A 24,639-nucleotide genomic window follows, 5' to 3' on the forward strand; every position below is an offset into this window, starting at 1 on the left:
TTGCTCAAAGCAAGTCAAGGCTTTTTATATTCTTTATCTCAGTATGTTAAGATATTATGTAATGTTAATTGACAAAAGTCAATTACCCATTGCAATACGACCTTAAGGTGGTTATTGCGGCGGGGCTCACCTCTTCCCATCCCGAACAGAGTAGTTAAGCCCGCCTGCGCAGATGGTACTGCAGTTATGTGGGAGAGTATGTCGTCGCCTTTCTTTTTAAACCCTTCATCTATTGATGAGGGGTTTTTTGTTATAAAAATAAATTATAGCTACAAACGAATCCCTTCTTTTTTGTTTTAGAATTACTAGGCGTGCATAGTATAATATGTTATATTTGTATCAATTAAAACTTTAATTAAATGTCTAAACCAACGTTAACATCTCTTTTGCAGATCAAAAAGCCATTAATAATGGCTCCAATGTTTCTAGTTTCAAATACAAAAATGGTGATTGAAGGTATGAAAGCTGGTGTAGCCGGTTGTATTCCAGCTCTTAATTATCGAACTCTTGAAGATTTGCGTGCTTCTATAATTGAGCTCAGGGAAGCCAAGGTTGAAGGAGGAAGTTTTGGTTATAATTTGATAGTTAATAAATCTAATATAAAATACAAGGATCAACTAGCAGTTTTGTGTGAAGAAAAAGTTGATTTTATAATTACTTCTTTAGGTTCGCCAGAAGAGACTATTAATGCAGCCCATAAAGTGGGTATTAAAGTTTTTTGCGATGTTACAGATTTGGCCTTTGCAAAAAAAGTAGAAAGTTTAGGTGCGGATGCACTAATTGCAGTAAACAATCAAGCAGGCGGACATAGAGGACTGCTTTCTCCAGAAGAACTAATTAAAGAATTAAATTCAAATACATCTTTGCCTGTAATTTCTGCTGGTGGTGTTGGCACTAAGATAGAATTAGAGACTATGTTGGGTTATGGCGCAATTGGTGTTTCTGTGGGAAGCCCTTTTATTGCTTCTTTTGAATCTAGTGTTTCACAGGAGTATAAACAAGCTTGTGTAGATTACGGTGCAAAAGATATTGTTTTGACTGAGAAAATATCGGGTACACCTTGTACAGTAATCAATACTCCTTATGTACAAAAAGTAGGTACAAATCAAACTTGGTTGGAAAAGACATTAAACAAAAATAAATCACTCAAAAAGTGGGTAAAAATGATTCGTTATATGATGGGATCGAATGCTGTTACTAAAGCAGCAACACAAGTAACCTATAAAACGGTATGGGTTGCAGGTCCTACAATTGAGAATTCTACTGAAATTACTTCTGTCGCCAATATAGTTAAGAAACTTACATTATAATTTTACAATAAAGATATATAAATTTGTTTTCAATTTTAATCTCACTCCCGCTGTTTCGGGAGTGTTTTTTTTTTTAAAGAGAATGGTGGAAATACTCTTCATTTTAAGCAATTGTTATTTTCTAATAGTATTTTTAAATTTCAATATCCTTAATAAAACCATCATATTCATAATAAAACAGTTCTAAAGCATTCATTTTTTCAAAAAAGAAATCAAATATTTCATTCCAATATTTTCGATTACTAACGCTTACATTTTCTTTTTCGACCCAAATTCGACTGATTGTTTTTCCGTTTTCCAGTGTATGATTTCTTTCATAGACCAAATCTTTTATAAATTCGTCTTCTATAATATTTTTAAGTGCAACTAATTTGTCAAAATACTGCATTCTTAATTCCTTGTTTCGTATTTCAATGTCAATATGCACTTGTGCTTTGGTATTTTCGACATAAAATTTAAAAGAAAAATCTTTAATTTTAGTGTCATATAACATCCATTTTCTTGGGTATTTTTGCGCAAATTCAACCCAAAATTCGTGTTTTAGTTTTTGATTTTCTTCTTTACTGTACATACTTTTTGATTTTTGTATTGAAAACTTGTTTGATGCTTTTTTCTAAACTATATTTATGATAATATTGTTTGCAAAAATAACTTTTGATTATGGATTTTCAAGACTTTTTACAAATTGTTCCGCATTTTAATGATGTAATTCTTCCAGGGGAAGAAGCACATAACATTATGGTGCCAAAAGAGCGTTTAGAAAAAATAAAATCCATCAATATGAATCGAATCAATCCTAAAACGGCGGCTGTAATGATGTTGTTTTATCCAAAAGAAGGAATGACACATTTGGTTTTAATTGTCCGTAATTCATATAAAGGAGTACATTCTGCTCAAATTGCTTTTCCAGGCGGGAAATATGAGCAAGAAGATCTTAATTTTGAACAAACTGCATTAAGGGAAACACATGAAGAGATTGGTGTTCATCCTAATAAAATTAAGGTTTTAAAAGCGTTTACACAGTTGTATATTCCTCCTAGTAATTTTATGGTTTATCCTTTTTTAGGCGTTAGTAGGGAAGAAATTTCTTTTCATCCAGATCAAAAAGAAGTTGCTGGTATTATAGAATTGCCATTGTCAGATTTTATGAGTAATTCAATTATTGTTCAGTCTAAAATAGCAACTTCATATGCGTCTTCTGTTGAAGTACCAGCTTTCAAAATAGAAGGTCATATAGTATGGGGGGCAACTGCTATGATGCTAAGCGAATTAAAAGAAGTTTTGAAATGCGTTTTGGCTTCAAAATGAACAATTAATACCATTTTTCATTATTGTTGATAATTTTCTTAACTGTATATTTTTTCTTATTTCTTTAAATCTGAATTATCTCAATTTTAGAATAGTTATAAAATTAACTATAATTAGTCGAAAAAAAATAAAATTTATCTAAATATATTTATTTATGACATAGATTTAACTATAAGTTTTAGACTATTCTGTCTCTTGTTTTAAAATTTCTAAATTTAAATATGTAACTTTGCAATCCCAAATAAAAAAAACAACAATCTTATGGGATTATTTAAGCGAAATCCTTTTGGACACATATTATTTATAAAAAAATGGTTAATTCGTATTTTCGGATTTATTAGCCACAGGCGTTATCGTGGTTTTAATGAATTACAAATTGAAGGTTCAGAAATTATCAAAAAACTACCGAATACAAACGTACTTTTTATTTCCAATCATCAAACCTATTTTGCAGATGTAACAGCAATGTTTCATGTTTTTAATGCTAGTTTAAGCGGTCGTGAAGATTCTATTAAGAATGTGTGGTATATGTGGAACCCAAAATTGAACATGTATTATGTAGCAGCTAAAGAAACAATGAATGCTGGTTTACTGCCTAAAATCATGGCTTATGCGGGTGCTATTACAGTTGAGAGAACATGGAGGGCCAAAGGAGAAGATGTGAAAGAGAAAAAGGATGTAAATCCAAATGATACTGAGAATATTAAAATTGCATTGGAAGATGGTTGGGTTATTACGTTTCCTCAAGGAACTACCAAATCATTCAAACCTGTTCGTAAAGGAACGGCACATATTATAAAACAGCACAGGCCAATTGTTGTACCTATAGTAATTGATGGTTTTAGGCGTTCATTTTGCAAGAAAGGTTTGCGAATGAAGAAGAAAGGAATTCTACAATCCTTCATTATAAAAGAACCTTTGGATATTGATTATGATAATGACACTATAGAGGAAATTGTTGAGAAGGTTGAATATGCAATAGAACAGCATTCTTCTTTCCTTAAAGTAATTCCAGCAGAAGAATTACTGGAACAAGAAGAATTAAACAAGAAAAGAAGTTGGGAATATTAAATAAAAAAGAGGCGTAAGCCTCTTTTGTTTTATAAATCAATTTTCTTTAATTCTTCATAGTTGTTCTGCAAGCGTTTTAGTAATATACCATAAATTAGTTTATAGACCAACCAAAAAGCAAAAGTTAAAAAAGCTGTTGCCAGAATTAAAACGACCATCGATATTAAAGCAATATTCATAGGCATTTGGGGATGAATAGCGCCATTTTTTGCGGCACCTTGTATATAGCCTTCATAAAACATATAGCCTCCAAAAATTATAAATAGTACTGCGAAAGAGGTTAAGTTAAAAGCAATATATTGTTTTACAACAGTTCTTGTTTTTAAAATAGTTGACAATAATTGCTTGGTGCTATCATCTACAGCTATTTTTCGATACATTGAATAAAACTTGTAGATAAAGAAAAAGATAACAGCATACAAAAATACAGATGTAGCAATATAATACCCGTAAATTCCGAAGCTCTTAATAAGTTCTATATTTTTCTCATCATATTTTGTAAAGGAAATCAGCAATCCCAAGATTAGCCCCAATCCAAGTTCTAAAACACTGACTATAAAGATCCACTTCACTATAGAAGACGATCTTTTATGAATCATTTTATAAATTTCATTTTCTGATACCTGCTCAAAAGAATCAGAGTTCTTTTTCCAGTCTTTTTTTAATAAATCCAACTCTTTCATACGCCTAATGGATTTAATATTTTTTTTAATTTTCCCTTAATTCGATTCATTTTTACCCTTGCATTCACTTCGCTAATTCCTAAAGTTTCCGATATTTCGGTATAATCCTTGTCTTCCAAATACATAAATACTAACGCTTTTTCAATATCATTCAGCTGGTAAACTGCTTTGTACATCAATTTCAACTGCTCTTCTTCCTCATAATTATATTCTATGTCATGCGTAAAATGTTGCCTCCCTTCGTACTCAACCGTAGCAATGCTGCGCTTACTTTTTCGATACAAAGTAATTGCCGTATTCAAAGCGACTCGATAAGCCCAAGTTGAAAATTTACTATCTCCTCTGAATTTGGGAAAAGCTTTCCACAACTGAATCGTGATTTCCTGAAACAAATCCTTATGTGCGTCCTCACCAGAAGTATACAATCGACAAATCTTGTGGATTATATTCTGGTTTTCTTGAAGTTGCTTGACAAAAGAAGGTTCTAAATTCTCACTCATATTTCAGTTAGTACGATTGTTGTAGTTTTTGTTACAAAACAACACTTTTTTTATTAAAATAATTAAAATAATCAGGAGCAGAAATCAGTCGTTCACAACAGCATCACTCCCGCTGTACACTATATCTTTTTTTTACACCTGACAGGTTTTGAAAACCTGTCAGGTGTAAAAAAAAGGATGCCGTTCCCATCGGGGCTATTTCAGAAATTTAGTTTTTCAGAAGAACTATCCAAAACAGAAAACAGACAACTGATAACTCATAACGGCCTTGCTTTATAATAATTCACCATCAAATTCACAAACTTACTGTAACTGTCCATCCCATCTTTTTGCTGGTTAATTTTTAGAAAACGGTCATAAAAAGCATGAAAACCTGTTTCAATTGGGGTTTGGTATTGTTCCCAAAAATCCTCGCTCTCCTGATAGTTTTTCAAAATACCAGGATGAACGGTTTTGAGCAATTGCTTCAATGTCTCTTCATTTCGTACTTGCCAATTCCCCAAACAATAGCGCAAAGCCATACTATAACCCGAATATTGAAAATACAAATTATCATTTTTTACAGATGAAAGAAAACCGATAAAATTGCATTCGCTCTCACTCGCATAGCCCATCTGATGCGCCATTTCATGATTTGTAGTCATCGGAAAACTGTACATAGGACCCAAATAATTCACCTGAGCTTCATTGGTAAACGGATTCAAATACCCGCCAAAACCCATGTAAGTCAAAGGCAAACTAAAAAGAGATTTCTTGATACTCAAATGTGAATAGATAAAGAAATCATATTCTCGATACAGGTTTTTATATCCATTTTGATTCATTTCAAAAACTTGGTTTTGTGAATAGGGAAATACTACTTTCAAGCTGTCATTTTTTGTAATTTGACTTTGAATCGCATTCGTTTTTGCAATTAATTTTTTGGTAAAAGTCAATAAATCTTCATCGGAATAATCTCTTTCGATCGCCATTTTTTCAAACAAGGGTTCGCGGTAATAATTCAATGCCCAGAGAATATGAAAGAAGAAATAAAACACTGATAAAGCACTCAAAATAGTCAGAAGATTGTTTTTCCAATCTAACTTCCAAGATTTTCTTTTGGTCCAAAACCATTTTATAAGTAAAAGAATTAAAATAAAATACAAACAGTCACCTATAGAGAAAGGAATTTTACCTAAAATAATTCTCAAAAATTTTGAAAGATAAACGTAAACTCCATTGCTGTAATAACGTTCCACAGATTCAGGGAAATACCGAATGATTTTTAAGATTATGATTTGAATCAATAAGAATATGGGAAGAATGTAACTGCGCTTCATTTTTTATAAATTGGGTATGTAAAGAAACAAATTTTGAGGGATTATTTATTTTAAAATAAATTAAAACTTTTATAAAACTAGCTTTAGTAGTTTGTAACTTTGAGGTTTTATTACTTTAACCCTTTTTAATTAAAAATTATACAACAGAATGAGTCAAGAGATAAGAAATCTAGAACCTAAAGCACTTTGGAACAAATTTGCCGATTTGAATGCGGTACCTCGTCCTTCCAAAAAAGAAGAACGTGTAATTGAATTTATGAAAGACTTCGGTAACAGTTTGGGACTGGAAACTTTTGAAGATGACATCCGAAATGTAATTATCCGTAAACCAGCCACTGCAGGTATGGAAAACAGAAAAGCGCTTGTTTTGCAAGGGCATTTGGATATGGTACATCAAAAAAATTCGGATACTGTTTTTGATTTTGACACTCAAGGAATCGATATGTATGTAGACGGGGATTGGGTTCGTGCCAATGGAACTACGCTTGGTGCTGATAACGGTCTTGGAGTTGCTACAATTATGGCAATTTTAGAGAGCAAAGACATTCCGCATCCTGCTATTGAAGCTTTGTTTACTATAGATGAAGAAACTGGAATGACTGGTGCTTTGAATCTACAAGGTGGAATTCTTCGAGGAGATATTTTATTGAATCTGGACACTGAAGAAGATAATGAAATTGGTATTGGATGTGCCGGCGGAATTGATGTTACTGCCACTGCCGAATACGATGAAGAGGAAACTCCTGAAGGATCTGCTGCCTATTCTATTAAGGTAAAAGGACTAAACGGAGGGCATTCTGGTATGGATATCCATAAAGGGTTAGGGAATGCCAACAAAATTATGAACCGTTTATTATTTGATGGTTTTGATAATTTTGGATTGCAAATTTCTGAAATCAACGGAGGAAGTCTTCGCAATGCAATTCCGCGCGAAAGTACAGCAAAAGTTATCATTGCAGCTGTCTATGATGAAGCTTTTGTATTCGATATGCAACAAATTGTAAACGAAATAAAAGCAGAGTTTCAAACTACGGAACCAAATCTTGAAGTGATTTTCGAAAAATTGGATACTGTTCCAGCAGTGGTAATGCCATCTATTGCTCAGTTCTATTTTGTACGCTCAATGTATACAGCGCACAACGGCGTTTATAGAATGAGTGCCGATTTTGATAATCTAGTGGAAACTTCCAACAATATTGCTAAAGTAGTGGTAGGTGAGGGGAAACTTTCGGTACAATGTTTGACCCGTTCTTCGGTAGAATCATCCAAATTTGATATGGCTAATGCGCTGCGTTCTGCATTTGAATTAATGGGCTGCGAAGTGGAATTCTCTGGTTCTTATCCTGGTTGGTCACCAAATCCTAAGTCTGAAATATTAGATGTTTTGGTTTCTATTTATGAAAAACAAAATGGCGAAAAACCAAATGTTGCGGCTTGTCATGCTGGTTTAGAATGTGGAATTCTAGGAACAAATTATCCAGAAATGGATATGATTTCTTTTGGACCAACGATCCATGGAGCACATTCACCAGATGAAAGAGCAAGTATTTCTTCTGCACAAAAATATTGGAAATTTGTATTGGAGATTTTATCCAATATTCCAGTTAAATAAAAGAAAGTGTTCAGTGATCAGTTTTTTAGTATTCAGTTAGTTTACTTACCACTAAAAAACTGAATACTGAACACTCCTTTTTAATCCCTTTTCGGATTATTTTTCTTTTCTCTCTTTTCTTCCTTTTTTTCTTTTGCGGTTTTAAGAGGTTCTTTTTTTTCGGTTTTCTTAGCGTCTTGACTTTTTGCCATGATAGTATGTTTTTAGTTGTTTGTTTATAATTTATTTCTAGTAAATGTAAATAAAATATTTGATTTTTTCAAATTTTGAAGCTTTGTATTATTGGTTTCGATACACCTCTACACTATCTTTTTCTAATCTTTGCTTTAGCCAAACCACCAACTTTTTTTTAGTTTCCAAATTTAATTCGGTTTCACTTTTGTATAATAACACTGGAATGGTTTTTTCTTTATTAGTATATTGAGTAACTGCGATGGGTTTAATTTCGGGAAATAGAATTAGGACTTCATTGCTCACTTTGATATTATTGACTTGAAAATCAGTTATCTTTTTTTGTAATCTTTGAATCAATTCGTCTTTGTTATCACCTGTTTTTTTATAGTCATTTATGGTGTTAAGGATATCATTTTTTAGATCAAAAGTATCTTGTTTAATCAATAGTTTTGTATTCAATAAATCATACTCTTTTAATTTTTGATTTAGAGATTTAATTTCCGTTGAATTGAATTTTTTTGTCAAAAAAGCCAATTCCAAAATTTTTGGGTTGTTATTATAATCGGTTCTTTTATAAATGAGGGTAAAGTCTTTTTGAGGAAATTCGTTTTCGATAAAGTCTTCAGTTTGCTGCGTATATTTTTTTTCGTCAAATAAACGATAGGCAAAATAAACACTTGGAATGATCATAATTATTAGAAGCGCTGTAATGCCTTGTCTTACTTGCTTTTGATTTTTTAAATCGATTTGTTTAACAATTGGGTAATTTAAAAATTTCACTATGATAAAAGTGGCAATGCAGATAAAAACACAATTGATGGTATACAAATACAAAGCACCTCCAAAAAACAAATAATTTCCAGTCGCCAATCCATAACCAGCTGTACACAAAGGAGGCATCAAAGCTGTGGCAATAGCAACACCAGGAATGGGATTTCCTTTTTCGACTCTCGTAACGGCAATTACACCAACCAATCCGCCAAAAAAAGCGATCAAAACGTCATAAATATTAGGAGAAGTTCGCGCTAAAAGTTCTGATTGGACTTCTTTGAACGGGCTGATATAAAAATATAGTGTTGAAACCGTTAAGCTAACAATTGTTGCTATTGCAAGGTTTTTTATGGACTTTTTGACCAATTCAAAATCATACATGCCGAGTCCGAAACCAGCTCCAACAATAGGTCCCATCAATGGAGAGATCAACATAGCTCCAATAATTACGGCTGTAGAATTAACATTCAGTCCTACCGAAGCAATAACAATGGCACAAGCCAAAATCCATAAATTGGAACCTCGGAATGAGATATTGCTGATAATGTTTTCTAACACTTTATTTTGGTCTTCTTCTCCTTTTTGAAGATCAATGAAATTTAAAAATTTATTTATTATTTTATTCATTACCGTTGTTTTTATTTGGTTTTAAAAAATCACCATCAATAATTAATAAAATGGTCTGAATTACAGTTACAGAACGATGCGAACTCAATTCATCTGAAACGATGTAGGTCATTCCTTGGGCGAGTTTGAAGATTTCTCCATTTTCTAATTCACTGTTAAATTCACCTTCCAAACAATGAACGATATGTCCTTTTTGGCACCAATGATCTGCACTATAGTTTTCAGAATACACTACTTTTCGAATTCGGAGTCGATCTAAAACAACGGTTTGCCAATAGGCTGTTCCTGTGGTTCCTTTGTGTTCTGTAGTTTCTACTTTGGTCCAATCGATAGTCTGAAAAGGAATAGTGTACATTTTATTTTCTTTTTATGGATAGTAAATTTAAGGAATAAAAAAATCCCCAACTAGTTATAATTGGGGATTAATCTCTAAAACTGAATTTGATATTACTTTTTCTTTAAAAATAAAATTAAACCAAGTACACTAACAATTAAAACAGTTAATGCGGCTAAAACCATTGTCAAATCGCGGATGTTTTTTCCAGCCCAATCCATAAACAAAAATTTATGAAATATGGCAAAAGAATACCCTTCCACTTTATCTGAATTTTGAGTGATAGCTGCTAATCTAGATGTGACTGTTTCTATAAAATAGGTTGTTTTTTCTGGCGTGTCATAAGCTAATTTTATTACGGGCAATCGTTTATTGACAAAACCATATTCTCGACTTTCAAAGTCGGTTAAAACTTTTGTTTCCAATAAAGGGGTGTTCTCCAAACTTGTCTTTTCAGTTGTGCCATCTTCCATTTCACAACAAGCCGCTTTTGAACCAGTATCACTAAAAAAGTAAGCCAAAAATTTGGCGTAATCTAAATCAAGGTTTGGAGCGACTTTATTTGTTGCTGTATTGATATAAACAATTTCGGATTTTGGATTTTCTTTTTTATCCCATTTGGATTTTGAATCCATTTTTGGTTTTTTGTAATTTTTATTTTTGGCCAATGCCAATTGACATCTATAATAAATGCTGTCATTTAATGTAATTAGACTTATATTTTCAACTCGTTTCCAGTCGACAGCGATATCATTGATAGGGTTTTGGATGTCTTTTGATTCAAAAATGGGTTCATACACCATTTTGTCCAAAGTGTATGGATTCCATTTGGTTGTTGCATGATAAGCTCCACTAAAAGCAAATGTCAAAGTGAACAATGAAACCCAAATTCCGATTTGACGGTGGTATTTTCGCAATCCTTTTTTAGGGGTTAAGCTATCGGTTTTTTTGAATTGTTTCCAGAACAGTCCATAAATTGCGATTCCACTAATGGCAGAAAAAAAGATGATGGAAAGAAACAAAAACATAACAACAATACGAATGCTGTTGTTGCTAATCCAATCTATAAAAGCCCAATTATGGAAAGTATCAAAAAACCAGATGAAGGCTTGTCTTGATTTCGGGTTGTAAGTGGACAATTTGCTTGAGGATGTTTCTACATAAACTTCCATTCCGTCAGGACGATCGAATGTGGTTTTGTAAACAGGCAAATAGCGGTTTACGTATTTGTATTGAGCTGTAAATTCGGTTATGATATCAGTTTTGACAATAACGCTTTTTTGGTCATCAAGGAAATAACGGGATAGCCAATTTGCATATTTTTGGTCTCCATTTTCCAGTTTTTTTGCGTCTAAAGTATTAAAATAGATCAATTCGTCTTTTACCGTTTTTACTTGATAAAAGGTTGACTTGTGAAATGAAACGATTCTGAAATTCTTGAATTCGGTTATCTTGTTTTGTTCTAAAACTTCTTGAATGGAGAGCGCCAATTGGGTTTTATCAATTGGTTTTACTTCAAGGCGTTCGTTGGCTATTTCTGGTTTGAAAAAATGCGCCATAAAAGGATGCATTAATCCAGATAATGTCCAGAAAATAACTGGAATTAGTGTAATGATTCCTATTGTACGGTGCCATTTGTACATTTTTTGCTTCAATTTTTTGACTAGTTTGGAATCTTTCTTTTTTGAAATTTTCTCTTCTTTTGGTGTATTGTTCATTGTTTTTTTATTTTTTTAGCCCCGGTAGGAGCGGCATCTCCCGATTTAGAAAAACAAGGCTTTTTTTGCCGTAGTTTTTGTTAATCGGGAATACAGCGGATGACGGGATTAGCTCCTAATTCTTATTTTTTAAGCGAAAAATGATATTGCAAACCAATCAAAAATGTTTTTGGTGCTGCTGCGGTATAAATAGGTTGAGAGCTTGCTGTGTTTGCTCTTGATACATTATAGGCATACAATTTGTCGGTCATATTGATTATGTTTCCATAAATTTCAATGCCTTTCCATTCATAACCAGCTCTAAAATTAAAAATATCATAGCCTGCATATTTGACAGAGTTGATTTGATCTTGATAATAATTACCGACGGATTGCCATTCTACCGAAGTTCTAAATTTTGGTAACCAATTTGGATAATAACTAATTTCAGAATTTCCGGACCATCTTGGTGCTGCGGGCATTTCTTTTCCATCCAGATTTTTCAAAACATCTGCAGGATTATCGGATACTTTAAAATCTATAAAAGTGTGCTCCGCAACTGTACAGCCAAATCGAATGTTTAATTGATTGGATAGCAATTTGTAGTTTCCACCAAATTCAATTCCTTTATGTCTGGTTTTCCCAACTGAACGATAGTCGGTTGAGTTGTCTGGGAGGCGAACGCTTAATAATTCATTTTTTCCTTCCATATAATAAACAGCGTAGTCAAAGTTCAATTTGCCTCCTAGAAATGATAACCAGCCTCCAACTTCGTAATTATCGAAAGTTGCTGGTTCCAGGTTGTAATAGAATTCTGCTGGCTTACCGGTTGTTCCTCCAGTTCCGGGTTTGGCTCTAAAAATAGATGTAATTCCGGGAGGTGCAAACCCTTGGGAATAATTTCCGTAAATTCCAGTAAATGAAACAGGATTGTAGTTGGCACCCGCTTTGAAAGTAGGTTTGTCATATATTTTTGTACCGGTAGAATTGTCTAGCGCATTATTGTAATCTACTTTCAAATTATCATAACGGGCACCAGCAGTTACTACCAATTTTTCAATTGGGTTTATACTCACTTGTGCATAACCTGCGGTGTTAAAAATGTCAGCGGTGTAGTCTGATAATTTTACATCGGGACGTTCGGCTGTAATCTCATAATAATTAACCGTTTGCTTCCCTGAGGTTCCTGGGTTAAGATTGGCTTTCATTTCTAGTAAATACGCCCAATAAGTTACAGGAGAATAATCATAAAGTGCTCCAGCAACAATTTTAGTGTTTAAAAAACTAAATTTTTGGGTGTGTTGCCCGATTGCACCATAACTTTTGAAATTATTAGAGTTTACTTCTCCTTTTGCGGTAGTGGGTTTTACAGTAGGACTCCATTTAATTCCGTAGGATGGATTTTGTCCTAATTTATTGTCTCTATGATAAACGGTTAAATAACTATTGGCATTATCATTCCAGTCGTGCTGCAAAGTCAATCTGGTTCTTAGAGCATCTGATTTTCGATAGGTAAAATCGGTGGTGCTTTTATAAGTTCTATCGTAAAAAGCAGCTTCATTAACACTTCCGCTCATGTCCGAATTGTACTTGCCCCACATGGTATTACTGATTAAACGAGTTTTGTTGGTGATATTGTAATCAAATCTAAAGTTTATATTGTCTTTTTTATAATCAGAATAGGTCATCCAACCGTTTTCCTGTAAGCTGGAGATTCCTGCAATATTGAAACCGACTTTGCCCACAATAGCACCGCCTGCAGCTTGAACTCGTTTGTAACCCCATTGGTCTGCTTGTATTCCAAACTTGAATTCGGGGGTAACTGGAGGATGAATTGAAATTAAATTAACTGTTCCTCCAACTGCTTCTGATCCATATAAAGAGGAAGCAGGACCTTTTATTACTTCTATACTTTGAAGATTGAATTGATTAATTTCTAATAAAGCATTGTGGTTAAAAATTCCCATTGGGCGAATAGGCAGGCCATCTTCAAGGTACAAATAATAAGCATTGGTTGTCATGGGTTGACGAATAGACATCATGTGTTGTTCGTTACCAAGGTTTACCATCAGTACTCCAGGTGTTTTGTTGATGATTTCATAAGCAGCTACCGCCTTGGTTTCGTTTATGGTTTTGGCTGTTAATTTACTAACTGCAGCTGGTGTTTCTTTTCGTAATGTAGCAGAACGATTGGCAGTAACGAAGACATTTTCAAGTTCTTCTGTTTTTGTACTATCTTTTTCAGTTTTATTTTGTGCAATAGAAATTTGACCCAATACTAATAGGGTGAATAGTATTTCCTTCATTTTGATTTATATAAATTTTGGGTAATAACAATTGTTTCATTGACCTTAAGCCAATGAAAGACATTTCAAAAAAGTTTGAAAAGTTAAATTAGAATTTATATAAAATAGGTGGGTGGTCGAAAGTTTGATAAGACAACCGAGATTGGTTTTTTATCAAAAGAAAAATATTTTGTTGGAGTAGAAGAAATTGATGTTACAATTGAAAAGTTCGTTTCTAAAGTATTTGGAATGTAAACTAACTCCAATTTTTCTTTGAGGTTGTTTTGCATTTGTTTTTCATTATCATCAAATTTCTTTAAGCTTTTCTTAAGTTCACAATTACCATTACAAGTGTTGTTGGCTATTTCTCTTTGTACACAAATGGTTTTGGCAATTTCGTCTTGATTGATTTTAAATTTGGCATAAATAATTATATTTCCAAAAGAAGGAAGTAATAATATGGAAGATAGCAATATGACGAAAAATTGTTTCAGATTTTTTTATTTGACCGCAAAAATAGTATTTATTTTAAGACAGTTATATCCTTTTAATAAAAAACCCCCAACTACTTTCGTAATTGGGGATTCAAATCAATTCTATTTTTAATTAAGAAACCAAAACCCAAGTACCACTAGCGATTAAGCTTTCGGCTTTTTTGAACTTCATTTCTTGTGTTTGTCCGTTGGCAACATTTTGAATGGTTACTGTATCGTTACGGTTTATCTTTGGTTGGTCGCGAACGATAGTTTCTGTTACTTGTCTTTGTTGCGTTTGTCCAGCTTCTTGATTACGTTCTGCTAATTCATCAGAATTTAAAACTTCGTCTTTGCTCAATTTATAATCTTCTTTCTGACGAATTTCTTTTGCTTCTTGAATTTGTTGGTTTTGTTGAGCAGGTAAGTCTCCTTTAAATAAGAAAGATATCACTTCCTTGTTTACATTATCTAGCATTCCTCTAAATAAATTAAAAGCCTCTAATTTATAAATAAGTAATGGATCTTTTTGCTCGTGTACGGCCAATTGAACCGATTGTTTCAACTCATCCATCTTACGTAAATGTTTTTTCCAAGCTTCATCAACGATAGATAATGTGATGTTTTTCTCAAAATCAGCAACTAGTTGAGCTCCCTCTGTTTCATACGCTTTTTTCAAATCAGTAACGACGTTAAACGATTTTATTCCATCTGTAAACGGAACTACAATACGTTCAAATTGATTGTTTCTGTCTTCGTAAACGTTTTTTATAATTGGGAATGCCTCTCTAGCGCTTCTTTCTGTTTTTTGAGTATAAAATTCTAGCGTAGCTTTGTAAAGTTTTGCAGTAATTTCTATTTCAGTTAGTTTAGAGAATTCGTCTTGAGACACTGGTGAAGTAAAAGAGAAATAACGAATAATATCAAATTCAAAATCTTTGAAACTATTTCTTGCTTTATTATCATCAACTATCAGTTCGCAAGTGTCATAAAGCATATTGGCAATGTCTAATTTTAGACGCTCACCAAACAAGGCGTGACGACGACGTTTGTAAACTACTTCACGTTGCGCGTTCATTACGTCATCATATTCTAATAAACGTTTACGAACACCAAAATTGTTTTCTTCTACTTTTTTCTGAGCACGCTCGATCGATTTGGTCATCATAGAATGCTGAATCACTTCTCCTTCTTGCAAGCCCATTCTGTCCATTACCTTGGCTACTCTTTCGGAGCCAAACAAACGCATTAAATTGTCTTCAAGAGATACGTAAAATTGAGAACTTCCAGGATCTCCTTGACGTCCTGCACGACCGCGTAACTGACGGTCAACACGACGAGAGTCATGACGTTCTGTACCTACAATTGCCAAACCTCCTGCAGCCTTCACTTCTGGAGATAATTTAATATCCGTACCACGACCAGCCATGTTTGTTGCAATAGTAACAACCCCTGCTTTTCCTGCTTCTTCAACAATTTGGGCTTCTTGTTTGTGCATTTTTGCATTCAATACATTGTGAGTTACACCACGCATTTTCAACATTCGGCTCAATAATTCTGAAATCTCTACTGAAGTTGTTCCAATAAGAACGGGTCTTCCAGCATTTGATAATTGTGTTACATCTTCGATTACAGCATTAAACTTTTCTCGAGTTGTTTTGTAGATATAATCTTCTTTATCATGTCTTGCCATTCCTCTGTTGGTAGGAATCTCAACAACGTCCAGTTTGTAGATTTGCCATAACTCGCCAGCTTCAGTAACAGCTGTTCCTGTCATACCTCCCAATTTGTTGTACATTCGGAAATAGTTTTGCAAAGTAACCGTTGCAAATGTTTGAGTAGCTGCTTCGATTTTTACGTTTTCTTTAGCCTCAATAGCTTGGTGCAAACCGTCAGAATAACGGCGACCATCCATGATACGTCCCGTTTGTTCATCTACAATCATGATTTTATTATCCATGATTACATATTCGACATCTTTTTCAAATAGAGAATAGGCTTTTAAAAGTTGTGTCAATGTATGGATACGCTCACTTTTTATACCAAAATCTTGAAATAATTTTTCTTTCTCTTCGGCTTCAGCATCTTTGTCTAATTTTTTCTTTTCGATAGCTGCAATTTCAGTTCCAATATCTGGTAACACGAAAAAGTCAGCATCCGTGTCTCCAGAAAGGAATTTTATACCGTTATCTGTTAATTCTACTTGATTGTTTTTTTCTTCTATAACAAAATACAATGCTTCATCCACTTTTGGCATTTCGCGATTGTTGTCTTGCATATAAGAGTTCTCGGTTTTTTGAAGCAATTGTTTGATTCCTTCTTCACTCAAAAACTTAATAAGTGCTTTGTTTTTTGGTAAACTTCTGTAAGCTCTTAGTAACAAGAAACCTCCGTCTTTTGTGTTTCCTTCTTTGATTAACTTTTTTGCTTCTGAAAGAAAACCATTGGCCAATTGACGTTGCAAACTGACAAGGTTTTCAATTTTTGGTTTCATTTCCATGAACTCATGACGGTCTCCTTGAGGAACTGGTCCTGAAATGATAAGTGGTGTTCTTGCATCGTCAATTAAAACCGAATCGACCTCATCGACAATAGCGTAATTGTGTTTTCTTTGAACCAAATCTTCTGGCGAATGTGCCATGTTATCTCTTAGGTAATCAAAGCCAAATTCATTATTTGTTCCGTATGTAATATCAGAATCGTATGCTTTTTTTCTTCCTTCAGAATTAGGTTGGTGGTTGTCAATACAATCTACAGTCAATCCATGAAATTCGAATAAAGGGGCTTTCCAAGTACTATCACGTTTGGCCAAGTAATCATTTACGGTTACCAAATGCACTCCATTTCCAGTCAAAGCATTTAAGTATAATGGCAAAGTAGCTACCAATGTTTTACCTTCTCCAGTTTGCATTTCAGCTACTTTTCCTTCGTGTAATACCATTCCGCCAATCAATTGAACATCATAGTGGATCATATCCCAAGTGATTTCTTTTCCTGCAGCATTCCAAGTGTTTGCCCAGATTGAATTGTCTCCCTCTAAGGTGATGTAGCTTTTGGTTGCGGATAATTCTCTGTCTTTTGCAGTAGCAGTTACTGTAATTTGAGAATTGTCTTTAAAACGTCTTGCGGTTTCTTTTACCACTGAGAAAGCTTCTGGAAGAATTTCCATCAATGTTTTTTCAGAGATATCGTAAGCTTCTTTTTCCAAAGCATCTATAGCAATGTAAATATCTTCTCTTTTGTCAATGTCTTCAATGTTTTCTACTTCTACTTGTAAAGCAGCTATTTTAGCATCTTTTTCGGCACGAGCTTGTTTTATTTTTTCTTTAAAAAAAACAGTTCTTGCTCTTAATTCATCATGTGATAAGGCTTGCAAAGGGATTTCAAAAGTTTTAATTTTATTTAAATACGGTTGCAATGCTTTGACATCTTTTTGAGATTTATCTCCAACAAAGACTTTGATAATACTGTTTATGAAACTCATGATTTATTTTTATTTCTATTTAATATAACTGTGTAAATTTAAACAAAAAAAAAGCCTCTTTTGAGACTTTTTCTTGGTTTACTTTTTAATATTCATCCTCATTCCAAAGATAATCTTCGTCGGTTGGATAATCTGGCCAAATTTCTTCCATTGATTCATATATCTCGCCTTCGTCCTCAATAGATTGAAGGTTTTCTACTACTTCTAATGGAGCTCCTGCTCTAATAGCGTAGTCAATAAGTTCGTCTTTGTTAGCAGGCCACGGTGCATCGCTTAAATATGATGCTAATTCTAATGTCCAATACATATTTGTCGATTTAGTTTTGTGCAAAAATAAATTTTTTACTGAAAAAGACAAGTAAAAAACCATTTATTTTTTAAAAAATTTAAGAACGTCTCAATTATAGCTGATTTCTGATTATTGATTAACGATTTATGATTGTATAATATTGATTTTTAAATCTTAAATCTAATATCGTTAATCTACAATTTAAAATGCTACTTCCTCGGTATCCATTTTACTTCATCAGCCTTTAAATCAAGAGACAACTTTCGTGCCAATACAAAAAGATAGTCAGAAAGTCGGTTTAAGTATTTAATGGCTATTTCGGCAACTGGTTCATTATGGCTTAAATGCACTGCTAAACGCTCTGCACGGCGACAAACGCATCTTGCTATATGACAATATGACACAGTTTGATGTCCTCCAGGCAAAACAAAATGTGTCATTGGGGGAAGCAATTCTTCCATAGTATCAATTTCGTTTTCTAATAATTCAATATCAGATTCGACTATTCCAAGATTTTTTAAGCGGAGTTCTCCGTTTTTCATCACTTCTTTTTCTGGAGGAGTGGCAAGAATGGCTCCAACAGTAAACAAACGATCTTGAATTTCGATTAGAATTTCTTTGTAATGAGAATTAATTTCTTGGTCACGGATTAATCCGATGTAGGAATTCAATTCATCTACCGTTCCGTAACTTTCGATTCGTGCATGGTCTTTTGGTACACGAGTTCCTCCAAAAAGAGCTGTAGTTCCTCCATCTCCAGTTTTTGTATATACTTTCATTTTAAGTTAAAGATTAGATGTTAGAGATTAGATGTTAGTGATTAGAAGTTTGAGGTTGGAGTTTTACTAGATCAGAATATTTCTAACCTCAAACTTCTAACCTCAAACTTATTTTATTGTGTCACTTTCAATAACACCGTCTCTTAAACGAATTACACGATGAGCATAAGCAGCAATTTCTTCTTCGTGAGTTACCAATATAACTGTATTCCCATTGGCGTGAATATCTCCAAAAAGTTTCATAATTTCCAATGAAGTTTTGCTATCCAAGTTTCCTGTGGGTTCATCAGCAAGTATGATAGAAGGTTTGTTTACCAATGCTCTAGCAATGGCAACACGTTGGCGTTGACCTCCTGAAAGTTGATTGGGTTGGTGATCCATTCTGTCACCTAGATTAACTTGGTTTAATACTTCGGTAGCTCGTGTATTTCTCTCGTTTTTTGAATAACCTGCATAAATCATGGGTAAGGCTACATTATCAAGAGCTGTAGTTCTTGGAAGAAGGTTAAAGGTTTGAAAAACAAAACCAATTTCTTTGTTTCTAATTTCGGCAAGTTCATCGTCTTTCATGTGGCTTACATTTTTCCCATTTAAAATATAAGTTCCAGAAGTTGGTGTGTCCAAACAACCTAATAAATTCATTAATGTAGATTTTCCTGATCCAGATGGTCCCATTAGGGCAACATATTCCCCTTTATTAATTTCTAAATCAATACCTTTTAATACATATACAATTTCGTTTCCAAGTACAAAGTCTCGTTTGATATTGGTAATTTTTATAAGTGGGTTTTCCATCAGATTTTTAGATTGTAGATTTTTGATTTAAAATTTTAAAAGTACAAAAGACTTTCGAATTACATATAAGTAGATTGGATTTGATTTTTGTTACATATTAATGGATGTATTAAAAGTTTAGTAACCATTCCGTACTCTGTTAAGTAACTAAGACACTTAGTTGCTAAGATTCTAAGTTTAAGAAGAAAGGGGGTGCACGACAAAATGCATTTTTTTAAAAATTAGGAGCAACTATTTTTAAATATTGATTTTTTGACTTTGTTGGGCACAGATTATACAAATTTCACAGATTTACACTGATTAATCTATGAAAATTTGTGTAATCTGTGTCTCATATTTTGAAACAGTGCAATTTTTCGGGCACCCGAAGAAAGGTTTTCAGTCTTTTTCTAAAATCATGTAAATTACTATTTGAACCCGTTGGGTGAAATTATTTTTCACCACATAGAAACATAGAATTTATAGTTTTTAAAAGAAAAAAATAGACGTTTTACTATTCACATAGCTATTCTATGTGTGAAATAGTACTATTTCTATTTATTCTTTTGCCTATTTAGCATTAATCTATGATTCTATGTGGTTAAATTTTTATTTTATTTGAATTTCACCCAACGGGTTATTTGATTTTATTATTTAAGTTCTAAAATGCCTACTAAAATCTTTGCAAATTATAGCCTTAGCAACTTTATAACTACTGAATAGATAAAAGTTATGAGATTTGGCTTCAATTTAAGTGTCTGCGAATTAAATAGATAAATTCAAATTTTGACTAGTATCAGAATTTTTTTGAATGTTTGTATAATTACTACCTATATATTAGATACGATACAACTGTTGGTACATTTGATTAATAAATGTATATAAAATCAAAAATTATGAAAACTAGAAAATTATTATTGGGAATGGCAGTTGTTGCTTTGGGATTATCATCTTGTAAGGATGAAAAAAAAATACAAGCAGAAAAATCGGTTGAAACATATGTTGTCTATGTAGATTCATTAGGGAACATGGATTCTATAGCAACAAAAGAGAATTGGGAATCAATTCAAGCTGACTATGAATTGAGAAATGCACAAGCAGAAGCGGCTTTGGCAGATTTAAAAGATGATATAAAAGCTCAAGAGCGTATCAATGCTAGTAGAGCAAAATATGAAGAATTAAAAGCTAGAATGGAAGCTCAAGCTGTTGCTGAAAATAATGCAATAATTGCCGATAGTCCAAAACAACGATTGCGAAATGCACTTTTTGGTGAAGGAAAAGTTGGAGATGACATGAATTTTAATTGGGTAAATGCCAAAAACATCCTTAATGTTTACCAGATGTTTGTAGATACTGCACAGAAAAACAAAGATAGTTATACTCGTGAAGATTGGGATGAAGTGAAGTTGATGTATGAAGCATTGGATAGCAGAAAAAACACAGTAGAAAAAGAAGGACTTACTTCAAGTGATAATTCGAAAATTTCTGGATTAAAATTAAAATTTGCTCCAATGTATACTTTAAATAGAATGGGTGCCAAATCGGATGAAATGTCTAAAGCAAAACAATAACTAATATTAATTCAAGAAAAAATAACAATCGTTTTGGTTGTTATTTTTTTAGTTTAAAGCAATATTTCTTTTAAAGCACATGATGTATTTTGAGTAAATTGCAGTTGTGTTTGTTATTATAATTATAAGTAAAATGACAATAAATCTTATAATAAATGTCTTTTGCCTAATAAATTTGAATTTCAATTGTTTTTAGTTCAATCTAATCTGTTTTTTTTAAATAATTGTTTGAAAGAAAGTTAAATCTCAATTAAAACATATTTTGATCAATTCAATTTTAGGTATAAGTATCAATAAAAATAAATGTTAGAATTTTAGTTTTGGTTATTCAAAATGGGAATAGACAGTCATGGGGGTGACTGTCTTTTTTTTTATACACGAATCACAAAATGCTGTTTGGGTTGTTCGTATCTGAAGAAAATCAGTCCCCACTGAAAAGTATCAATACTTACGGTAACTTTTGGATGGTTTTTTATACTCTCCCAGGCTTCTTCCATTTCTGGTGACCAATGAATATCATCGAATATCCATAACGTTTCATTAGTAATGGTTGGTAATAACATTTCAAAATAGTCTAAGGTCGCTTTTTTGGAATGGTTGCCATCGAAGTAAATGAGGTTTTGGGTTTTGGGTTTTGGGTATGCTTGAGCTGTTCGATCTGTGCTCTCGGTTTGGGTTTTGAAGTAGGTTGAAAACTCGGTTGTAATACATTCTACATTGTTAATGTTCAATAATTGCAATTGATTTTTTGCTATTAATAGTGTATTAGGACATCCTTCTAATGTTTTAACTGATGCTTTTGGATTACCTAAAGATAGGGCAGATGTGGCCAATCCTAAAGAAGTTCCTATTTCCAATATGGTATCGGGTTGGAAATAATTAGTTATTCTAAACAATAGCTTTGCACGTTTGGGCGAAATTCCAGCGGCTTTGGCTATTTGTGAAATTAGCCTGGTATTGGATTTAAAAACGCGAGATCCTGCACCAAAATCGGTTACTTCAATGGTGTTTTTATTTTTCAAAAGTTCATTTCGGTAGTTTTTCAGAACAATATATTCTGATTTGAATTTCTTGTCATAAAAACATTTGGTCAATAAATTAAAGACAAATGGAGAATGTACGGCGTGTTCGTTTTTCGAATGCCAAAGAAATTTTATATAGGATTTGATTTGGAAAAACATAGAAACTATTTCACAAAGGTTCACAAAGAAAATGCGAAGATACACAGAGATTTCTTAAGTCTTCAAAAACTAAAAACTAAAATTTACGAGACTTTGATTTACTTAGAGATTCTTTGTAAAACAGCATTTTATTAAAGTGTGTGCCAATATTGAACTGTCCCAATATTTAAAACTATCTTTGCGCCCTTGGAATTTTTGCCAAGAGTAGCAATGAATTTTTATAATAATGACGGAAGAAACAGCCATTAAAAGTGCCATTACGTTGGATGAAATAAACCAGTGTATCACTATTTTGACACAACTCAATACAGATACGGACCAGATTTTTGAAATACCGGCAGTCCAAAGAATAGCTTTAATAAAAGCTGCGGGTCAATTTTCACGACCTGACCGCGATGAGTTTAAAAAGCGAAAAAAAGACGGGAAAGCAGTAGCCAAACGCAAACAGGAAAAGAAAGACCGAACGGCCCGAAAAGAAACAGGAATTCGTTCTGCTCGGGAAGCAAGTGTTTTTGTCGCTCCAAAATTGTTGGCTGTAAATGATCTCGCTAACAAAGAACAATTAGAATTGGAGACACCTAGAAAGTGTTATGTGTGCAAAACGGAATTTACCAAAATGCATCATTTTTACGACTCGATGTGTCCCGATTGCGGCGATTTTAATTACGCCAAACGTTTTCAAACTGCCGATGTAAAAGGGCAAATTGCCGTGATTACAGGTTCTCGATTAAAAATCGGGTATCATATTACCTTGATGCTGTTGCGTGGTGGAGCTACGGTTATTGCCACGACTCGTTTTCCAGTGGACTCGGCTTTGCGATTTTCTAAGGAAGACGATTTTATGGAGTGGGGGCATCGCTTAAAAATTCACGGATTGGATTTGAGACATATTCCGAGTGTGGAGATTTTTTGCAATTTCATTGAGCAAAAATACGGTCGATTGGATATTTTAATCAATAATGCAGCGCAAACCGTGAGACGTCCTGCTGGATTCTACACACACTTAATAGAAAATGAAGAGTTACCAATTGAATCCTTGCCTCAAAAAGCCCAAGATTTATTATTGGATCATACCAATTGCTTGGACGAATTAAAAGTACTGACTTCTGGAGCGTCTTCGAATCAAAATATGCCGGTCACTTGGCATGGGCCAGAACCTGGAATTGGTTTAAGAGCTTCGGCCAAATTATCTCAGATTCCGTATTCGTTTGACAATACGCTGGTTGCTCAAGAAGTTTTTCCAGAGGGAGAGCTCGATGCCGATTTGCAACAGGTAGATTTACGAAAAGTAAACAGCTGGCGTTTGAAATTAGGACAAATTGAAACGACTGAAATGATTGAGGTACAGTTGGTGAATTCGGTAGCTCCTTTTGTGTTGTGCAACCGACTTTCGGAAGTGATGAAGAAGGATAATACGGGTAAAAAACACATCATAAACGTTTCGGCAATGGAAGGGAAATTTTATCGAGATTTTAAGGAAGATCGCCACCCGCATACCAATATGGCGAAAGCAGCTTTGAATATGCTCACGCATACAGCAGCAGGAACTCTAGCAAAAGATGGGATTTTCATGAATGCCGTTGACACCGGTTGGGTTACCGATGAAGATCCCGCAGAACTAGCCAAGAGAAAACAAGAAGAACAAGATTTTCAACCGCCACTGGATATTGTAGATGGTGCTGCTCGAGTAATGGATCCTTTGTTTGATGGAATTAATACCGGAAAACACTGGTGCGGTAAGTTTTTGAAAGATTACTATCCAATTGCTTGGTAAGCCCTTAATCCTCAAAGGAGCGAATAGAAACGAGATGTAAAACAAAACCACAACAGAATTAATTTCCGTTGTGGTTTTGTCTTTTTATTATAGCTATAATTTTAAATCTAAATAGACGATTTGATTAATTTACTGAAATTAATTTAACATCAAAAATAAGTGCCGAACCACCAGGAATAGGCCCCATCGTTTCATTTCCATATCCTAAATGAGCAGGTACCAAAAGAATACCACTGCCTCCAGCTTTGAAATGAGGGATGCCTTCTGTCCAGCCTTTTACTACTTGATCCAAACCAAAAGAAATCCCTTCAGCTGGACTTTCGTCAAAAGTTGTACCATTTGTAAAATAGCCTTTGTAAGCTACAGTTACGTTAGAGGTTTCAGTAGGCTGTGTTCCAGTTCCAGCATCGTTAATTACATAATACAAACCGGATTCGCTTTTTTTAGCATTTAATTTGTTTTTGGCTATGTAATCGGTAATTTCTTTATCGTTTTTGGCAACACAATCAACTATTGCTTCTTTTTCAACTGTTGGTTCTTTTTCTTTTCCTTTGGAACAAGAAATTAAAAGAACGAAGACTAGTAGTGCAGATAAGAGGTTTTTCATGGTATATTGTTTTTTA

Annotated in this window: 21 protein-coding genes and 1 rRNA gene; 7 read left to right on the forward strand and 15 right to left on the reverse strand. The window is 33.5% G+C overall.

The features are described from left to right. The first annotated feature begins 103 nt into the window (after positions 1 to 103). Positions 104 to 213, forward strand: a 5S ribosomal RNA gene (rrf, locus tag AC8GF4_RS06240). A gap of 146 nt (positions 214 to 359) precedes the next feature. Next, positions 360 to 1,310 (forward strand): NAD(P)H-dependent flavin oxidoreductase, encoded by a 951-nt coding sequence (locus AC8GF4_RS06245; protein WP_506593391.1) that lies wholly within the window; start codon positions 360 to 362, stop codon positions 1,308 to 1,310. A gap of 133 nt (positions 1,311 to 1,443) precedes the next feature. Here AC8GF4_RS06245 and AC8GF4_RS06250 read toward each other — a convergent pair whose 3' ends face one another. Next, entirely contained in the window at positions 1,444 to 1,881 is a 438-nt protein-coding gene (locus AC8GF4_RS06250; protein ID WP_506593392.1) for a DUF4268 domain-containing protein, read from the reverse strand. 89 nt (positions 1,882 to 1,970) lie between these two features. Here AC8GF4_RS06250 and AC8GF4_RS06255 point away from each other — a divergent pair, with 89 nt between their 5' ends. Continuing rightward, positions 1,971 to 2,618, forward strand: coding sequence for an NUDIX hydrolase (locus tag AC8GF4_RS06255; protein ID WP_506593393.1), 648 nt, complete (start codon positions 1,971 to 1,973; stop codon positions 2,616 to 2,618). A 261-nt stretch (positions 2,619 to 2,879) separates the two neighbouring features. Further along, positions 2,880 to 3,689 carry a lysophospholipid acyltransferase family protein gene (locus AC8GF4_RS06260; RefSeq protein ID WP_506593394.1) on the forward strand — a complete coding sequence of 270 codons (810 nt, stop codon included), beginning with the start codon at positions 2,880 to 2,882 and terminating at the stop codon, positions 3,687 to 3,689. A 29-nt stretch (positions 3,690 to 3,718) separates the two neighbouring features. On the opposite strand, the gene AC8GF4_RS06265 is transcribed toward AC8GF4_RS06260, so the two are convergent. The 3 genes from AC8GF4_RS06265 to AC8GF4_RS06275 all read right to left on the reverse strand — a co-directional run bounded on the left by AC8GF4_RS06265 (position 3,719) and on the right by AC8GF4_RS06275 (position 6,191). Then, a complete protein-coding gene (locus AC8GF4_RS06265; protein WP_506593395.1) occupies positions 3,719 to 4,372 on the reverse strand; it encodes a DUF8845 family protein in 654 nt (217 codons plus the stop codon). Next, complete coding sequence (locus tag AC8GF4_RS06270) at positions 4,369 to 4,872, reverse strand: RNA polymerase sigma factor (RefSeq protein ID WP_506593396.1); 504 nt, start codon at positions 4,870 to 4,872, stop codon at positions 4,369 to 4,371. The genes AC8GF4_RS06265 and AC8GF4_RS06270 overlap by 4 nt, the downstream gene beginning before the upstream one ends. Positions 4,873 to 5,129: 257 nt before the next feature. Continuing rightward, a complete protein-coding gene (locus AC8GF4_RS06275; RefSeq protein WP_506593397.1) occupies positions 5,130 to 6,191 on the reverse strand; it encodes a DUF3810 domain-containing protein in 1,062 nt (353 codons plus the stop codon). A 148-nt stretch (positions 6,192 to 6,339) separates the two neighbouring features. Between AC8GF4_RS06275 and AC8GF4_RS06280 the strand changes: the two genes are divergently transcribed. Continuing rightward, positions 6,340 to 7,803 (forward strand): aminoacyl-histidine dipeptidase, encoded by a 1,464-nt coding sequence (locus AC8GF4_RS06280; protein ID WP_506593398.1) that lies wholly within the window; start codon positions 6,340 to 6,342, stop codon positions 7,801 to 7,803. A gap of 279 nt (positions 7,804 to 8,082) precedes the next feature. On the opposite strand, the gene AC8GF4_RS06285 is transcribed toward AC8GF4_RS06280, so the two are convergent. From AC8GF4_RS06285 to AC8GF4_RS06325, 9 genes are all read right to left on the reverse strand, one after another. Then, positions 8,083 to 9,375 (reverse strand): DUF389 domain-containing protein, encoded by a 1,293-nt coding sequence (locus tag AC8GF4_RS06285; RefSeq protein ID WP_506593399.1) that lies wholly within the window; start codon positions 9,373 to 9,375, stop codon positions 8,083 to 8,085. Beyond that, positions 9,368 to 9,730, reverse strand: coding sequence for a DHCW motif cupin fold protein (locus AC8GF4_RS06290; RefSeq protein ID WP_506593400.1), 363 nt, complete (start codon positions 9,728 to 9,730; stop codon positions 9,368 to 9,370). The genes AC8GF4_RS06285 and AC8GF4_RS06290 overlap by 8 nt, the downstream gene beginning before the upstream one ends. A gap of 92 nt (positions 9,731 to 9,822) precedes the next feature. After that, a complete protein-coding gene (locus AC8GF4_RS06295; RefSeq protein WP_506593401.1) occupies positions 9,823 to 11,427 on the reverse strand; it encodes a PepSY-associated TM helix domain-containing protein in 1,605 nt (534 codons plus the stop codon). 122 nt (positions 11,428 to 11,549) lie between these two features. Next, complete coding sequence (locus tag AC8GF4_RS06300; protein WP_506593402.1) at positions 11,550 to 13,712, reverse strand: TonB-dependent receptor; 2,163 nt, start codon at positions 13,710 to 13,712, stop codon at positions 11,550 to 11,552. Between the two features lie 95 nt (positions 13,713 to 13,807). Further along, positions 13,808 to 14,164 (reverse strand): hypothetical protein, encoded by a 357-nt coding sequence (locus tag AC8GF4_RS06305; RefSeq protein ID WP_506593403.1) that lies wholly within the window; start codon positions 14,162 to 14,164, stop codon positions 13,808 to 13,810. A 133-nt stretch (positions 14,165 to 14,297) separates the two neighbouring features. Further along, on the reverse strand, positions 14,298 to 17,648 hold the full coding sequence (secA, locus tag AC8GF4_RS06310; protein ID WP_506593404.1) for a preprotein translocase subunit SecA: 3,351 nt from the start codon (positions 17,646 to 17,648) through the stop codon (positions 14,298 to 14,300). A gap of 85 nt (positions 17,649 to 17,733) precedes the next feature. Continuing rightward, positions 17,734 to 17,955, reverse strand: a complete 222-nt coding sequence (locus AC8GF4_RS06315; protein WP_007138072.1) for a DUF2795 domain-containing protein — start codon at positions 17,953 to 17,955, stop codon at positions 17,734 to 17,736. Positions 17,956 to 18,146: 191 nt separating this feature from the next. Then, positions 18,147 to 18,716: a cob(I)yrinic acid a,c-diamide adenosyltransferase gene (locus AC8GF4_RS06320; protein WP_506593405.1), complete on the reverse strand. Its 570-nt coding sequence runs from the start codon at positions 18,714 to 18,716 to the stop codon at positions 18,147 to 18,149. 108 nt (positions 18,717 to 18,824) lie between these two features. Continuing rightward, a complete protein-coding gene (locus AC8GF4_RS06325; protein ID WP_506593406.1) occupies positions 18,825 to 19,511 on the reverse strand; it encodes an ABC transporter ATP-binding protein in 687 nt (228 codons plus the stop codon). Positions 19,512 to 20,386: 875 nt separating this feature from the next. Here AC8GF4_RS06325 and AC8GF4_RS06330 point away from each other — a divergent pair. Then, positions 20,387 to 21,061 carry a DUF6565 domain-containing protein gene (locus AC8GF4_RS06330; protein ID WP_506593407.1) on the forward strand — a complete coding sequence of 225 codons (675 nt, stop codon included), beginning with the start codon at positions 20,387 to 20,389 and terminating at the stop codon, positions 21,059 to 21,061. 371 nt (positions 21,062 to 21,432) lie between these two features. Here the strand turns inward: AC8GF4_RS06330 and AC8GF4_RS06335 are convergent, their stop codons facing one another. Continuing rightward, on the reverse strand, positions 21,433 to 22,242 hold the full coding sequence (locus tag AC8GF4_RS06335) for a class I SAM-dependent methyltransferase (protein ID WP_506593408.1): 810 nt from the start codon (positions 22,240 to 22,242) through the stop codon (positions 21,433 to 21,435). Between the two features lie 226 nt (positions 22,243 to 22,468). Between AC8GF4_RS06335 and AC8GF4_RS06340 the strand changes: the two genes are divergently transcribed. Further along, positions 22,469 to 24,016 (forward strand): SDR family NAD(P)-dependent oxidoreductase, encoded by a 1,548-nt coding sequence (locus tag AC8GF4_RS06340; protein WP_506593409.1) that lies wholly within the window; start codon positions 22,469 to 22,471, stop codon positions 24,014 to 24,016. Between the two features lie 124 nt (positions 24,017 to 24,140). Here the strand turns inward: AC8GF4_RS06340 and AC8GF4_RS06345 are convergent, their stop codons facing one another. Beyond that, positions 24,141 to 24,623, reverse strand: a complete 483-nt coding sequence (locus AC8GF4_RS06345) for an FKBP-type peptidyl-prolyl cis-trans isomerase (RefSeq protein ID WP_506593410.1) — start codon at positions 24,621 to 24,623, stop codon at positions 24,141 to 24,143. Between the last annotated feature and the right edge of the window lie 16 nt (positions 24,624 to 24,639).

Origin of the sequence: Flavobacterium rarum (SeqCode), from assembly GCF_965234445.1 — a bacterium.
GTDB lineage: Bacteria > Bacteroidota > Bacteroidia > Flavobacteriales > Flavobacteriaceae > Flavobacterium > Flavobacterium rarum.

What these genes read in the sequence shown, in the direction of transcription:
- AC8GF4_RS06245 (WP_506593391.1), top strand. Translation starts at nt 360, where the DNA reads ATGTCTAAACCAACGTTAACATCTCTTTTGCAGATCAAAAAGCCATTA.
- AC8GF4_RS06295 (WP_506593401.1), bottom strand. Translation starts at nt 11,427, where the DNA reads ATGAACAATACACCAAAAGAAGAGAAAATTTCAAAAAAGAAAGATTCC.
- AC8GF4_RS06325 (WP_506593406.1), bottom strand. Translation starts at nt 19,511, where the DNA reads ATGGAAAACCCACTTATAAAAATTACCAATATCAAACGAGACTTTGTA.
- AC8GF4_RS06265 (WP_506593395.1), bottom strand. Translation starts at nt 4,372, where the DNA reads ATGAAAGAGTTGGATTTATTAAAAAAAGACTGGAAAAAGAACTCTGAT.
- AC8GF4_RS06330 (WP_506593407.1), top strand. Translation starts at nt 20,387, where the DNA reads ATGAAAACTAGAAAATTATTATTGGGAATGGCAGTTGTTGCTTTGGGA.
- AC8GF4_RS06285 (WP_506593399.1), bottom strand. Translation starts at nt 9,375, where the DNA reads ATGAATAAAATAATAAATAAATTTTTAAATTTCATTGATCTTCAAAAA.
- AC8GF4_RS06250 (WP_506593392.1), bottom strand. Translation starts at nt 1,881, where the DNA reads ATGTACAGTAAAGAAGAAAATCAAAAACTAAAACACGAATTTTGGGTT.
- AC8GF4_RS06255 (WP_506593393.1), top strand. Translation starts at nt 1,971, where the DNA reads ATGGATTTTCAAGACTTTTTACAAATTGTTCCGCATTTTAATGATGTA.
- AC8GF4_RS06280 (WP_506593398.1), top strand. Translation starts at nt 6,340, where the DNA reads ATGAGTCAAGAGATAAGAAATCTAGAACCTAAAGCACTTTGGAACAAA.
- AC8GF4_RS06315 (WP_007138072.1), bottom strand. Translation starts at nt 17,955, where the DNA reads ATGTATTGGACATTAGAATTAGCATCATATTTAAGCGATGCACCGTGG.
- AC8GF4_RS06300 (WP_506593402.1), bottom strand. Translation starts at nt 13,712, where the DNA reads ATGAAGGAAATACTATTCACCCTATTAGTATTGGGTCAAATTTCTATT.
- AC8GF4_RS06320 (WP_506593405.1), bottom strand. Translation starts at nt 18,716, where the DNA reads ATGAAAGTATATACAAAAACTGGAGATGGAGGAACTACAGCTCTTTTT.
- AC8GF4_RS06345 (WP_506593410.1), bottom strand. Translation starts at nt 24,623, where the DNA reads ATGAAAAACCTCTTATCTGCACTACTAGTCTTCGTTCTTTTAATTTCT.
- AC8GF4_RS06260 (WP_506593394.1), top strand. Translation starts at nt 2,880, where the DNA reads ATGGGATTATTTAAGCGAAATCCTTTTGGACACATATTATTTATAAAA.
- AC8GF4_RS06340 (WP_506593409.1), top strand. Translation starts at nt 22,469, where the DNA reads ATGACGGAAGAAACAGCCATTAAAAGTGCCATTACGTTGGATGAAATA.
- AC8GF4_RS06275 (WP_506593397.1), bottom strand. Translation starts at nt 6,191, where the DNA reads ATGAAGCGCAGTTACATTCTTCCCATATTCTTATTGATTCAAATCATA.
- secA (WP_506593404.1), bottom strand. Translation starts at nt 17,648, where the DNA reads ATGAGTTTCATAAACAGTATTATCAAAGTCTTTGTTGGAGATAAATCT.
- AC8GF4_RS06335 (WP_506593408.1), bottom strand. Translation starts at nt 22,242, where the DNA reads ATGTTTTTCCAAATCAAATCCTATATAAAATTTCTTTGGCATTCGAAA.
- AC8GF4_RS06270 (WP_506593396.1), bottom strand. Translation starts at nt 4,872, where the DNA reads ATGAGTGAGAATTTAGAACCTTCTTTTGTCAAGCAACTTCAAGAAAAC.
- AC8GF4_RS06290 (WP_506593400.1), bottom strand. Translation starts at nt 9,730, where the DNA reads ATGTACACTATTCCTTTTCAGACTATCGATTGGACCAAAGTAGAAACT.